The following is a 14,984-nucleotide window of genomic DNA, read 5'->3' on the forward strand; positions in this document are numbered from 1 at the left end:
CTTGCCGACCGCAACCAGAGAACCATTTTATTTATCCCCATAAGCCCCGAAAAATTGGAGCAAGGCTTAGATAATCTGTTTGAATACATCAATCACAATCCAACGCCGATTTTGCCCAAAACCGCCATTACCCATTTGGAATTTGAGGCCTTGCACCCCTTTCAAGACGGCAACGGACGCATTGGGCGAATGCTGATTACATTAATGTTATGGCAGGCAGGGGCAATTAGCGAACCGCATTTTTATATCAGCGGTTATTTTGAAGAACATAAAGAAAACTATTTAGCCTTAATGCGACAAGTGTCTGAAAATGGCGACTGGATAGCGTGGTGTGAGTTTTTTTTGCAGGCGATTGCCAATCAAGCCCATCACAATTTAACCATTGCTCAAAGTATCAGCGATTTATACGAAAAGATGAAACCCATTTTTAGCGAAACACTATCCTCAAAATGGGCGATGACGGTGCTGGATTTTGTCTTTACTTATCCTGTATTTCGTGGCAACCAATTAAGCGAAAAAACCGAGATTTCCCCAGCTTCTGCTAATCGCTTTGTCCGCACCTTGCACGATAAGGGACTTTTGATGCTAAAAGAAGAAAGTGCAGGCAGAAAATCGGCTCTGTATTCTTTTGAACCGATGATGAATTTGGTACGAGTTTAATTTTAGGGTAAGACGATGACAAATAAAACAATACCAGTGCCGAAAGGGTGGGAAATAAATTTATTAAAGTGTTTGTGTAGTATCAAAACTGGCGATAAAGATGTTAATCAAGGTAATGAAAATGGAATATACCCTTTTTTTACCTGTGCTCAAGAAATCTCAAACTCCGACACTTTTAGCTTTGAAGGAGAAGCGATTTTAATCGCAGGCAATGGTAACTTTAATGTTAAATTTTATAGTGGTAAATTTGAAGCATATCAACGTACTTATGTGTTACAGTCATTTAAAAATGTTAATGGCAAATATCTCTTTTATTTTATAAAAAATAAACTTAATGATATTACAAAAGGCAATCGTGGTAGTACGATTAAATACATTCGTTTAGGTGATATTGCTGATTACCCTATTATTTATCCAACTAATAAAGCCACCCAACAAGCCATCGTCAATAAAATCGAAAGCCTATTTGCCGAAATTGACGCAGGCATAGGGCATCTGAAAATCGCAGAGCAACAGCTCAAACAATACCGCCAAGCCTTGCTGAAAAACGCCTTTAACGGCGAACTCACCAAACAATGGCGAACTGAACACGCCGAAAGCTTGCCCACCGCAACGGAATTACTCGAACACATTCAGACGGCACGCGAACAGCACCACGCCCAACAGCTTGTCGATTGGCAAAGTGCGGTGAAAAATTGGGAAGAAAACGGCAAACAGGGCAAAAAACCGAGTAAGCCGAAAACCTTGAGAAAAATTACTGCTGATATAGCCGATGATGAATTAACAATACCTAAAGAAAATTGGGTTATAGGATTATTCGGTGATTTGGTTGAAATTAAAAGTAATCTTGTTCAACCTGAACAATATTTAGATTTTCCGCATATAGCACCCGATAATATAGAGAAAGAAACTGGGAAATTATTGCCTTTTAAGACTATTCGAGATGATGGTGTGATAAGTCCTAAACACTATTTTTATGCTGGACAAATCATTTATTCAAAAATTCGCCCTAATCTATCCAAACTAACATTAGTGGATTTTGATGGTTTATGTAGTGCTGATATGTACCCATTAGAAAGTGATGTATTTGACCATCATTTTTTAAAACATATGATGCTATCAAGATATTTTGTAAAAAGAGCATCTACGGCTGGTTCTCGTTCAGTATTGCCTAAAATTAATCAATCTGAACTAAGTATGATTCCGTTGCCACTTTGCTCACTTGCCGAACAAGCCCAAATCGTTGCCATTTTAGAAAGCAAACTCACCGCCTGCGACCAGCTTGCCAACGAGATTACAGCCCAACTCAAACAAGCCGAATTGCTCAAACAAGCAGTGCTAAAAGCCGCATTTTCAGGCAAACTACTGGAGCCATCGGAATGAAGCAACAAAAAAGCTGGAAAAGTTTCCAAGAGTAACTGGAAAGGTTACAAAAGAAAGTCCCCAACCTTGTGGATCCAACCACTTAGGTTGGCAAAGTAGGGGGAGTTATTGAGGCGGATTGTAAGCAGATTGAACTGTTAGGTCAAGCCAAATCATCTATTTAAAAAGAAGCGATTTGTTTAACCGTTGCTTAACCAAGAGCTGTTTTTTTAACCAAAAATAAAGCGTGATTTAAATAAAATCAATAAGTTACAAAATAAATTTTGTTTAACCGTTGTTTAACCAGCAGGTCATTTTTTATACCAAAGAGAATGTAAATGAACCATAAAGATATACACCAATTACAATATTTAACTGATGAATTGGTTAAATTACCTAAAGAAAATGAATGGGTTGAGTTTAAAATCAATAACGATGATCCCAAAATGATAGGCCCAGCTATTTCTGCCCTCGCTAATAGTGCTGCGTTGTTAGGCAAACTCTCTGCTTATATGATTTGGGGTGTGGAAGATGTCAACCATAAAATCGTAGGCTCAACATTTCAACCATCAACAGCCAAACATAATCAACAAGAATTAGAAAGCTGGTTATTACAAAAACTTGAACCAAAAATTGATTTTCATTTTTGGGAGTTTGAATATCAAGGTTTTGCTTTAGTCATTCTTGAAATTCAAGCGGCTATCCACAAACCAGTAAGATTTGATGGTACAGAATACATTCGTATTGGATCTTATACTAAAAAACTGCGTGATTTTTCAGAAAAAGAGCGAGAATTATGGCGTATTTTGGATCGTGTTCCCTTTGAAAGACAAATAGCTCTAAAATCTGTAAGTAGTGAAAGAGTGCTTCAATTACTTGAATTTACTAAATATTTTGATATGACCAAGCAACCGTTACCTGATACTTTATCGGGTATTTTGGCTAAATTGCAAGACGATCAATTGATTATTGAAAATGCTGGAATGTGGGACATTACCAATTTGGGGGCGATTTTATTTGCCAAACGTCTTTCTGATTTTGACCACTTAGCTAAAAAAGCGGTACGAATTATTCGCTATCAGGGCAATAATAAATTTACCACAGAAAAAGAAATCAACAGTTTATCAGGCTATGCGGTTGGTTTTGAGCAGATTATGCAAAGTATAAAATCACTGCTCCCCTCTTATGAGGAAATTGGATTAACTTTTCGTAGAGAGATAAATGCTTACCCTGAGATTGCATTACGTGAATTGGTGGCTAATGCTCTTATTCATCAAGATTTCAATATTTCTGGCACATCACCAATGATTGAAATTTTCTCACATCGTTTGGAAATTACGAATACAGGCTCACCACTCATAGAAGTTGATCGCTTTATGGATAAGCCACCTTGTAGCCGTAATGAGCATTTAGCTGCACTGATGCGAAGATTAGATATTTGTGAGGAGCGAGGCACAGGAATTGATAAAGTTATTTTACAAATTGAACTTAATCAAATGCCAGCCCCTTATTTTGAAGACTTAGATCACTATACAAAAGTGGTATTATTCACTTATCGCCCTTTTTCAGATATTACAAAGGAAGAACGTTTAAGGGCTTGTTATTGGCATTGTGTATTTAAATATATCAATCGTGAACAAATGAGTAATACAAGTTTGAGAGAGCGTTTTGGTAATGCAGTGAGTAGTGCGATGATTAGCAAAATTATTAAAGAAGCTCAAGAAAAAGGATTAATTAAAGTTTTTGACGAAGAGGCAGGCTTTAAAGCTAAGAAATATATTCCAATATGGGGCTAATTAATCAATTTGTTTAACCGTTGTTTAACTAAATTATTTTTAAAATTTAAGAGATTGTTATGACCACAACACAAACCTCAAACGCCATTGTTCAAAAAGTGTGGAGCTTTTGCCACATGCTCCGTGATGATGGCGTAAGCTATGGCGATTATTTAGAACAGATTACCTATCTGATTTTCTTAAAAATGGCATTTGAATACAGCCAACCGCCTTATAAACGCGATGTAGGCATTCCCACTGAATACAATTGGCAAAGCCTCACCGACCGCACAGGAGCAGAACTGGAAAGCCATTATCTTGCTCTATTGCGTAATTTAGGTCAGAAAAAAGGCTTGCTGGGGCAAATTTTTACCAAAGCACAAAACAAAATCCAAGATCCTGCTAAATTATCCCGCTTGGTGGCGATGATTGATGAAACCAAATGGACACGCTTGGGCGTGGACGTGAAAGGCGATATTTACGAGGGCATTTTAGAAAAAAACGCCGAAGACACCAAATCAGGTGCAGGGCAATATTTTACCCCTCGATCTTTGATTGAAGCCATAGTGCAATGCGTTCGCCCACAAGCGGATACCCTGATTGCCGACCCTGCTTGTGGCACAGGCGGTTTTTTACTGGCGGCATACGGCTATTTAGAAAAACACGCCAATTTAAATGCCGAGCAAAAAGTGCGGTTAAAAAATGGCACATTTTTTGGTAACGAAATCGTTGCCAATACACGCCGTTTATGTTTAATGAATCTATTTTTACACGGCATTGGGGAAATGAATGGCGAAAGTCCGATTAGTTCCGATGATTCTTTGGTTGCCCCTAGCAAACATAAAGTTGATTTGGTGTTAGCCAATCCCCCTTTTGGCAAAAAAAGCAGTATGACCATCACCAACGCTGAGGGCGAAGCCGAAAGCGAAGATTTTGTTTATAACCGCCAAGACTTTTGGGCGACCACCTCAAATAAACAAGTGAATTTCTTACAGCATATTTACACGATGTTGAAAAACAACGGGCGAGCGGCGGTGGTTGTGCCTGATAATGTGTTGTTTGAGGGCGGGGCAGGCGAAACCGTGCGGAAAAAATTATTGCAGATGACCGACTTGCACACCATTTTACGCTTGCCAACGGGCATTTTTTACGCCAACGGCGTGAAAGCCAATGTATTATTTTTTGATAACCGCCCTGCACAAAATGGCGATGTTACCCAAGAAATCTGGGTGTATGACTACCGCACCAATGTGCATCACACCTTAAAGAAAAAGCCAATGCAATTAGCGGACTTACAAGACTTTATCGACTGCTATTGCCCTGAAGACCGCTCAAAGCGTGCGGAAACCTACCACGCGGAAAATAATCCGAATGGGCGTTGGCGTAAATTCAGCATTGATGAAATCACAAGCAGAGAAAAAACCAGCTTGGATATTTTTTGGCTGAAAGATCACTCGCTCACCGATTTAGACAACTTGCCTGAACCCGATATTCTCGCCGATGAAATCATTGAAAATATCGAAGCAGCATTGGTGAATTTTCGTAGTGTTTCGGGGCAGTTGTCGGGGTGAAAGAAGGGTTAAACAGGCGGTATTTTGGTTATAAAGACAGGGAAACAATATTATCAAGGGTGAATGTTGTTAAGATATTGATTTTTAACAAGAAAATGATAATAGGATTGTGCGTCAGCATATCGGCAAGGAACGACCTTATAAGAAAATCCGTCTGAAATTAAATTCCAGACGGATTGTTATTATTGGATAGAAGTTGTTATTCTTTCTTTTTCCAAGTTTTAGAAAAAGAAGCGCTTCTAGATTCAGGTTTAAATGCAGGCATTTTAATTTTAACTTTCATCGGAAAAGGGAAATCTACACCCAGCAATAAGCATTCGCCTTGTCCCAACACAGGTAAAAAAGAGGCTGAACGATAGTCGATAGATCCGACAGCTTTTTTCACAATTTCCTGATCTTTATCATTCGTTAGGCGATGCACAATAAGTGTACCAATTTGACTTAGCACATCTTCGGGAATATCTCGTGGGCGTTGAGTAGCAATCGTAACATTTAAACCATATTTTCGTCCTTCTTTTGCGATATCACCAAATGCCGTTAAATTCATTTTGCTGACTTCATCACCAATAGATTTATTCAGGAATTGGTGAGCTTCATCAATAAATACAATCAAAGGATTTTCATAAGAAATTTTACCTTCTCTAGCACAGGAAAGTAATTTTCGTCCTATTGCATTTACCAATAATTCTCGGGCATTCGCTTCAAATGGAACAGCAGATAGATCTAAACGAACAATTTTATTTTCTGATGAACATAAACTATCAATAATACTTGGGATAGTTTTTAAAGTATCATCACAATCTAGCATCCATTTTAGATGAAGATTATTTTGCATTGCTTTAATTCTTGATATTAAACTTAAGCAATACCCAATGTCATTATCGGCTCGTTTTCCCCATCTTGTAGGATCTGGAGTATTGATTGTCCCTGCTGTTGGATATACACACTCTGCAATAATCTGCTCCGCTAAATTAGAGAACTTCCATGAAATATTTGTTATATTGCTATTAATATTTTTTACAGCAGTTTCAAATGGCTGTTTTAATTTTTCTGATTTTTCTAGATTATATGTTTGAGTAATAGATAATCCATGATTTGGGATTTTCCAATAACTTGTAACAACTTTTAGACTCCGAATGGCTTCCTCTAATTTGGGAGCTTGGCTTTGCGCTGATGGTCTAAGTAAAGCTCTTATATCTGAATCAGTAAACATCCAATGTGGGTAGGTTACTTTATTTTCATCTGTTGCTTTAGTATGCTCACCAACATAATAATGTTCATAGGGCGAATTTGCATACTCCCCTGTTGCATCTAACAGTAATACTTTACCTCCGTTTTGGTAAATATTATTGATGAGATTTGCCATAGTATAACTTTTGCCACCGCCTGTTGAGCCTAAAATAGCACAATGTCGAGAAAATAATTTTTCAGGGGTAAGGTTAATCGTAACAGATGAATCACCAGCTATTTCCGCAATAGGAAGTTTAATATCATCACTAACATTATTGATTTTTCCTTCTGCTAATAATGAAATTAGCTTTGGATGAGCTGAATAAATTTGAGCACCTAGTTTAGGATATTGTCTTATCCCTTTACGGTTAAAGCCTGTTTCAGTATCTATACTAACCAGTAATTGAACTAATCCAATAGGATTATTATTTGCATAACTATCATCTAAACTATCAACGCTTAATCTTTCTCCATTTTCTAACCAGACTTTTATAACTCTACCTAAAATACAATCTTGCCCACAATCAATAAACACATATTCATTTACTTCACCAACTGGAATGCGATTGCCCAATAACCATACTTGTTCGCCTGTGCCAGCTTTGGTTAAGTTGATTTTCGCTTCTGTTGCGGATATTTCTATAAGGCTACCAATTCTGCGTGTAATATCACAAGGTGAGAACCAATCATTCATGATTTATTCCCCATTGCGAGCTCTTGAAAGATTTTAAAAATATCTTCTTCTGGTGTTGATTTATTTCTATCTGGTAACTGATTTACAAAAGTAGAAAAATCACTATCAACTAAAGAAATTCTTGAATCTCCAGCTTTTACGGCATTCATAAGTAGCGAGCGAATTTCTTTATTGAAAGATCCTTTTTCATCAAATAAAGATCGGGTTCCCACCATTAATAATAATTCAGGATTTGTTCTTAATGCCATAGTTATGGCATTATTAATATGCTTATCATTAAATCCAAAACCTAAGCATAAAATAGCAGTGTTAGGTTGCTGTATCGCATTTAAAAAACTAGCTACCATGTCTAAATAAGGTGATTCATAAGATGTTTGGTATTTATTGCTACTTGGATAAATAATAACAGGCTCACCTTGCTGTTTTTCATTTCTTTTTTTCTGAATGCCTTGCTCGGTTTTTATCCAATCAACTGAACCATGAATTTTATAGAGATGAAATACATTCGGTAAATAGCTCGTTGATTTATCGCTAGATTGTGTTCTGTGTACAATGTCATAAGTAAACCAAGACGGATTAAATCGGTATGGCATAGAATATTCAAAACCATCAATTACCGTCATACCAATATTAGAAGCAGCGGTTTCGAATGCAAGATCATAATTTGTTGTGAATACTTTCAATCTTTTTTGCTTAGCCTGCCTTTTACCTAGTACACGAAGTAATTTTTCATGGTCTTTCCAACTCGAAAGGTCTGTGATTTTTTCGGTGAAATCAGTAACTTCTAGGATTTTTTCTTTAGCATCTTTAATAAATTTAGCTAATTGTTTTAATCTTCTATTAGATAGATTTTCTAATGTTAAGAAAGTATCACATCGGGATAAGAATAATTCAATATCTTCAGCAGTTTTTTCTTCACCTTTTTCATTTTGCCATTTTTCTGCAAAATTATCGTACTCAGTATATGATCTAATATCATCAAATACGTTTTCATTTATTTCTCGGCAATGATTCCATAAATCAGACATACTGGGGGCAATTTTCTCATCATTCTTATTAAAAGTAAGAGATGTGCCTGAGCCTGCTAATACAATAATATTTTCTGCATCTAAAATTTGATTTAAACGGTTTTGTAGTAACGCAAGATACTCTTTTTGATTATCATCTGATAGTGTATTTATAGAAGTAGGTTTCCCTTCTGGGATATCTGAAGATAAAAATTGAATATCCATATGATTTCCTTCGGTAGAAATTTATAGTCTTAATTATAAATTTTGTGGAAAAGTAAGTCATTAGTTATCTAGATTGTAGAGAGAATTTATTTATATCTAAAGATCCTCCTTTAATATCCTAATTTTTTATTTTCCGATGCTAAATCAAGTAATAGGGCAGCTGGTCAAATGGGGAGTAGATTAATACCTAATACTACACCATCTTTGCTATCAACCATTTGCACTATTCACCATTTCAGTAAAAGCCATTATTGAGATATTTAATGACACCTCAACGCCAGAATCAAGCCGCCAAAGGTTAAGATGAGGCTGGCGAAATAGAGCCGAAGGTGGTCTGGTAATGGCAGGCTTGTTGCATTCTCTCGGGATGAGTAAGTAAGCGGTAAAGCACGCTGAGCATCATCACCAGCCAGGTTTTCACTAATGGCGAGTGGGTGTATTGGGCGATAAAAGCGGCGATTTTTTGGTCTTTGCCGATGGGGTGATCTACAATGCCGTGTTCGCGTTTGGCAGGGGCTTTTCGCCAGCCTTCTGCACCTGTGTCAGCCTGTCCCCAACCGTTGAAATTGAAATCCACCGCAGCACGTTTGCCGTTTTCATCACGCACAAACAGCGGAGCGGTGTCACGTACCCATAAATCATTGAGCGGTGCGGCGATTCGCATTAAATCTGCCCGAGCCGCACGGCGTGCCATTCCGTATGCACCTGTCGTCCCCTACGCACCAGCTGTTGCACCATATGCCATCCAAGTGGCTTGATGGGTTGCACTTTCAAACGGCATTACGCTAATTCACGGCGATGACGCATCATTAAATCGGCAATGGGTTTAGTAATTAGTCATTGTTTGCTTTAGCTATCCCATTGTTTATTCAGGCTGCCTGAAAAGTGCGGTGCATTTTTCAAGCTGTTTTTTATAGTAGTTATGAGAACGCCGTGCGATATTCCATATTCCACACGGCGTTTTTCAATCTGGTTTTACCCTCTCGCTTGTGCCAACCATTGCACCATTTTTGGATCGCGGTGATCGAAGATGATTTCATCACGATTCAGCGTGGCGATGGCGGCGAGGTCTTGTGCGTCAAGGGTGAAATCCAAAATGTCGCGGTTTTCACGCATTCTTTCCGCTTTCACCGATTTTGGAATAATGGCGATACAGCGTTGGTTGAGCCAGCGTAACACCACTTGGGCGACCGATTTGCCGTGTTTGGCGGCGATTTCGCTTAACACGGGGTTGTGGAAAATATCGAATTTGCCTTCAGCCAGCGGGCCCCAAGATTATTGCAAAATGCCCAGTTCTTTATGGAAGTCTAATTCCGCTTCACGCTGGTAGAACGGGTGGGTTTCGATTTGGTTCACGGCTGGCACGGTGTCGTGGCAGGTGATGAGGTCGGCGAGGCGATCCATATGGAAATTGCTCACGCCAATGGCACGGGTTTTGCCTGCTTTCAACGCGGTTTCCATTGCACGCCATTCTTCGTGTACATCGCCGAAAGGTTGGTGCATTAAATAGAGATCCACATAATCCAAGCCTAAACGGCACAAGGATTCGTCAAGGGCTTTTTGCGTGCCGTTGAAGGCATCTTGGCGTTGAATCCACAATTTGGTGGTAACGAAAATCTCTTCACGGGCAATACCGCTGGCTTTAATCGCACATCCTACGCCCGCTTCGTTGCCGTAAATGGCAGCGGTGTCGAGCAAGCGGTAGCCTTGTTCGAGAGCGGATAAGACGGCTTTTTCCGTTTCTTCATCGCTCACTTGATACACACCAAAGCCGATCATTGGCATTTCAATACCGTTGTTTAATGTTGCTGTTTTCATTTTTTACTCCTATGTGCTTTGAATAATGACATTATAGAGAGAAAATATTGTTTTGATTAGTGGGTTATTTTTTGATAGCCTGTTGAATATTTTTCAACAATCAAAGAGAGCCAAGATGATTGAAAATATGAATGAATTACGCAATTTTATTATTGTTGCACAAACTGCCAGTTTTACTAAAGCTGCTGCATATTTAGGCGTATCGACCTCAGCGTTAAGCCATTCTATGCGGAAATTGGAAGAACAGCTGAAAATAAAATTGTTTCATCGAACAACTCGCAGTGTTGCCACTACCGAAGCAGGTGAACAACTTTTTAAACAACTTTTTCCATTATTTGAGAGTATTGAAGATAATGTTAATGCATTAAGTCATTTTCGTAACACGCTAAATGGAACATTACGTATTAATGGGGCTGATCACGTTTTTCTCTATGTTATTTGGGATAAGTTATTAAGATTTATGGAAAAATATCCCGAAGTAAAATTAGAGCTAATCAGCGATATGAAATTTACTGATATCGTGGCTGGGCGTTTTGATGCGGGGATTCGTTTAGGCAAAGAAGTAGATAAAGATATGATCGCCATCAGAATTTCAGATGATATGCAAATGGCATTAATTGCAACGCCACAATATTTAGAACAATACGGAATTCCAAAAACAATTGATGATTTAACTTCACATCAATGTTTGTGTGTACGAATGCCAACTTCTGAAGGTATTTTTCCTTGGGAATTTTGTATGCCAAAAGGTAAAGAAGTGGTTAAATTTATGCCATCGGGTCGATTAGTGGTGAATAATAATTTTCTTGCGAAAAAAGCCTGCTTATCTCATTTGGGGTTGGCATTAATGCCGAAAGACAGAGTACTAAAAGAGCTTAAATCTGGTGAGATAGTCGAGGTGTTACAAAATTATGCGATGCGTTACGAAGGCTATTATCTTTATTATCCTAATCGGAGACAGGATTCTCCGTTGTTTAAGGCTTTGGTGGAATGTATAAAATAAAGCAATATATCCAAACAAATATTAAAAAGAGAAACCTCTTTTTTATAAAGGTTTCTCCTAATGTTTTATAATTTATTTTGATAATATAAGAATGCTTAGAATGGCATATCATCATCAAAATCAGCGGTATCCGGATTTACTGCCGCTTGAGGTGCTTTCGCTACTGTCGGTTGTGCAAATTGGTTAGGTTGTGCCGGCTGATTATAAGACGGTTGTGCAAACTGATTTTGTGGTTGAGCCATTGGTGCTGACATATCAGCCCCCATACGATCACTGCGACTATCCAACATCTGTAACGTATCCGCCTGAATTTCAGTAGTATAACGATCCTGACCGTTTTGATCCTGCCATTTTCGAGTACGTAATTTCCCTTCTACATAAACTTTTGATCCTTTACGCAAATATTGTCCGGCAATCTCTGCTAAACGGCGGAATAAAACAATACGATGCCATTCAGTAATTTCACGCCATTCTCCGCTCTGTTTATCTTGCCAACGCTCACTAGTTGCTACGCTGATATTGGCAACTGCATCACCATTTGCAAAGGTTCTTAATTCAGGATCATTTCCCAAATTTCCCACAATAATTACTTTATTAACGCCTGCCATAATTTTTCCTCTTAAATTAAATTAAAACTTCGCTATCTTACCGTAAATCCCCTATGAAAAAAATAAAATAATACTGGATATTTGCACAGTTTTTTCGATTTTGCGATAATCATCGACGTTTTTATTTTTTGATCAGCTATTATGAACAATATCGAAATTCGGGGCGCAAGAACCCATAATTTAAAAAATATTAATTTAACTATTCCTCGTAACAAATTGGTCGTTATCACTGGTTTATCCGGTTCGGGAAAGTCTTCGTTGGCATTTGATACGCTTTATGCCGAAGGGCAGCGTCGTTATGTGGAATCACTTTCCGCTTATGCTCGACAATTCCTTTCTTTGATGGAAAAACCGGATGTGGATCATATTGAAGGTTTATCTCCGGCAATCTCAATTGAACAGAAATCCACTTCACATAACCCTCGATCTACTGTCGGCACTATTACCGAAGTTTATGATTATTTAAGACTGTTATTCGCTCGAGTCGGAGAACCTCGCTGTCCAACGCATAACATTCCATTGGCAGCTCAAACTATCAGTCAAATGGTGGATAAAATTCTTTCCTTGCCAGAAGGCAGCAGAATGATGCTACTTGCACCGGTGGTGAAAGCTCGCAAAGGTGAACACACTAAACTGCTAGATAGCATTTCTGCGCAAGGCTATATTCGTGCAAGAATTGACGGTGAAATCTGCGATCTTTCCGATCCTCCACAACTGGAACTGCAAAAGAAACATACTATCGAAGTGATTGTCGACCGTTTCAAAATCCGCCCTGAATTATCAACACGTTTAGCTGAATCACTAGAAACTGCCTTAGAACTTTCTGGTGGTATTGTTGTTGTTGCTAATATGGATAACAGTGATGCGGAAGAGTTGGTTTTCTCTGCCAATTTTGCTTGCCCACATTGTGGGTATTCTTTACCAGAATTAGAACCACGAATGTTTTCATTTAATAATCCGGCAGGCGCTTGCCCTAGTTGTGATGGATTAGGCATTCAACAATATTTTGATGAACATCGTGTAGTCCAAAATCCAAGTTTATCACTTGCCAGTGGAGCAATTCGCGGCTGGGATCGTCGCAACTTCTACTACTATCAAATGTTAACGTCGTTAGCACGTCATTATCATTTTGATATTGAAACACCTTTTGAAGAATTACCGAAACAAATTCAGCATTTAGTACTTCACGGTTCCGGTCACGAAAAAATTGAATTTCAATATATCAATGATCGTGGAGACACAATTGTGCGTCATCACCCATTTGAAGGCGTATTAAACAATATGGCTCGCCGTTACAAAGAAACTGAGTCAATGTCAGTACGTGAAGAATTGGCAAAATATATCAGTACTCGCCCTTGTAAATCGTGCCACGGCTCTCGTCTAAAAGAAGAGGCTCGCCACGTCTTTATCGACGAAACCACGTTACCACAAATTTCTGAAATGAGTATCGGTGAGGCATTGCATCATTTTGAACAATTACAGTTTGAAGGGCAAAAAGCAAAAATCGCTGAAAAAATTTTAAAAGAGATTAAAGAAAGGCTACATTTTTTAGTCAATGTTGGTTTGGAATATCTATCTTTATCCCGTTCTGCTGAAACACTCTCTGGCGGTGAGGCTCAGCGTATCCGTTTGGCTAGCCAAATCGGGGCAGGCTTGGTCGGAGTAATGTATGTATTGGATGAGCCTTCTATCGGGCTACATCAACGCGATAATGAGAGGTTGTTAAATACACTGATTCATTTGAGAAATTTAGGCAATACTGTGATTGTGGTTGAACACGATGAAGATGCAATCCGTACTGCTGACTATATCATCGATATTGGCCCTGGAGCTGGTGTACACGGTGGTGAAGTGATAGCACAAGGCACCGCTCAGCAGATTATGAAAAATCCAAATTCTCTTACCGGTCGTTTTCTTTCCGGTAAAGAAAAGATCGAAATTCCAGCAGAGAGAACGGCTGTAGATTCACAAAAAATATTACGACTAATTGGGGCAAGCGGTAACAATTTAAAAAATGTAGATTTAGAAATTCCTGTCGGATTATTTACCTGTATCACTGGTGTATCCGGTTCGGGGAAATCCACCTTAATTAACGACACTTTATTCCCAATAGCACAAAATGCGCTTAATCGTGCTGAAAACCAGCAACACGCTCCCTTTAAAGCAATTGAAGGATTAGAATTTTTTGATAAAGTAATCAATATTGATCAAAGCCCAATCGGACGCACACCACGTTCTAATCCTGCAACCTATACTGGAGTTTTCACGCCTATTCGTGAACTTTTCGCCGGTGTGCCAGAAGCTCGAGCAAGAGGATATAATCCGGGGCGCTTTAGTTTTAATGTACGTGGCGGTCGTTGTGAAGCTTGTCAGGGCGATGGGGTAATTAAAGTCGAAATGCACTTTCTACCAGATATTTATGTTCCGTGTGATCAATGTAAAGGAAAACGTTATAACCGAGAAACATTGGAGATCCATTATAAAGGTAAAACTATTCATCAAGTTTTGGAAATGACGGTTGAAGAAGCTCGAGAATTTTTTGATGCTGTGCCAATGATCGCTCGTAAATTACAAACATTAATTGATGTTGGCTTGTCTTATATTCGCCTTGGTCAAGCTTCAACAACCCTGTCAGGTGGCGAAGCACAAAGGGTTAAATTGGCATCAGAACTATCTAAACGTGATACTGGAAAAACACTCTATATTCTTGATGAGCCTACAACCGGACTGCATTTTGCCGATATTAAACAATTATTGGAAGTACTTCATCGTTTACGCGATCAAGGCAACACCATTGTTGTAATTGAACATAATCTGGATGTGATCAAAACTGCCGATTGGATCGTTGATTTAGGGCCAGAAGGTGGCAATGGAGGTGGCGAGATCATTGCAAAAGGCACACCGGAACAGGTCGCGGAAATGACACATTCTCACACAGCAAGGTTTTTAAAACCTATTTTAGATAAACAAAAATAGATCTTGTAATTTATTAAAACCTATCCATTTTCAAATCAAAAAGAGTTGCTAATAG

At 38.6% G+C, this 14,984-nt stretch carries 10 protein-coding genes and 1 pseudogene; 6 read left to right on the plus strand and 5 right to left on the minus strand.

Translation table 11 applies throughout. The annotated features are described in order from the left end of the window. From P375_RS01720 to P375_RS01735, 4 genes are all read left to right on the plus strand, one after another. Positions 1–660, plus strand: a 660-nt coding sequence (locus P375_RS01720) for a Fic family protein (RefSeq protein ID WP_039133662.1), incomplete at its 5' end; no start/stop codon positions are given. A gap of 15 nt (positions 661–675) precedes the next feature. Continuing rightward, a complete protein-coding gene (locus P375_RS01725) occupies positions 676–2,043 on the plus strand; it encodes a restriction endonuclease subunit S (protein ID WP_052121772.1) in 1,368 nt (455 codons plus the stop codon). Between the two features lie 317 nt (positions 2,044–2,360). Continuing rightward, on the plus strand, positions 2,361–3,818 hold the full coding sequence (locus P375_RS01730; protein WP_039133665.1) for an ATP-binding protein: 1,458 nt from the start codon (positions 2,361–2,363) through the stop codon (positions 3,816–3,818). A 59-nt stretch (positions 3,819–3,877) separates the two neighbouring features. After that, positions 3,878–5,368, plus strand: coding sequence for an HsdM family class I SAM-dependent methyltransferase (locus tag P375_RS01735; protein ID WP_039133668.1), 1,491 nt, complete (start codon positions 3,878–3,880; stop codon positions 5,366–5,368). Between the two features lie 199 nt (positions 5,369–5,567). Here the strand turns inward: P375_RS01735 and P375_RS01740 are convergent, their stop codons facing one another. The 4 genes and pseudogenes from P375_RS01740 to P375_RS01755 form a co-directional block, all read right to left on the minus strand. Then, positions 5,568–7,292 (minus strand): ATP-binding protein, encoded by a 1,725-nt coding sequence (locus tag P375_RS01740; protein ID WP_039133671.1) that lies wholly within the window; start codon positions 7,290–7,292, stop codon positions 5,568–5,570. Next, positions 7,289–8,524 (minus strand): SIR2 family protein, encoded by a 1,236-nt coding sequence (locus tag P375_RS01745; RefSeq protein WP_039133674.1) that lies wholly within the window; start codon positions 8,522–8,524, stop codon positions 7,289–7,291. Before P375_RS01745 ends, P375_RS01740 begins: the two co-directional genes overlap by 4 nt. Positions 8,525–8,822: 298 nt before the next feature. Next, positions 8,823–9,218 (minus strand): agmatine deiminase family protein, encoded by a 396-nt coding sequence (locus P375_RS01750; protein ID WP_039133676.1) that lies wholly within the window; start codon positions 9,216–9,218, stop codon positions 8,823–8,825. Between the two features lie 281 nt (positions 9,219–9,499). Next, positions 9,500–10,342, minus strand: a pseudogene (locus P375_RS01755) (aldo/keto reductase). Positions 10,343–10,457: 115 nt separating this feature from the next. Between P375_RS01755 and P375_RS01760 the strand changes: the two are divergent. Further along, positions 10,458–11,345 carry a LysR family transcriptional regulator gene (locus P375_RS01760; RefSeq protein WP_039133679.1) on the plus strand — a complete coding sequence of 296 codons (888 nt, stop codon included), beginning with the start codon at positions 10,458–10,460 and terminating at the stop codon, positions 11,343–11,345. Between the two features lie 95 nt (positions 11,346–11,440). On the opposite strand, the gene ssb is transcribed toward P375_RS01760, so the two are convergent. Beyond that, complete coding sequence (gene ssb / locus P375_RS01765) at positions 11,441–11,953, minus strand: single-stranded DNA-binding protein (RefSeq protein WP_039133681.1); 513 nt, start codon at positions 11,951–11,953, stop codon at positions 11,441–11,443. A gap of 141 nt (positions 11,954–12,094) precedes the next feature. Here ssb and uvrA point away from each other — a divergent pair, with 141 nt between their 5' ends. After that, positions 12,095–14,929, plus strand: coding sequence for an excinuclease ABC subunit UvrA (gene uvrA / locus P375_RS01770; protein ID WP_039133684.1), 2,835 nt, complete (start codon positions 12,095–12,097; stop codon positions 14,927–14,929). The last annotated feature ends 55 nt before the right edge of the window (positions 14,930–14,984 follow it).

It is taken from the genome of Gallibacterium genomosp. 2 (assembly GCF_000771895.1).
GTDB lineage: Bacteria > Pseudomonadota > Gammaproteobacteria > Enterobacterales > Pasteurellaceae > Gallibacterium.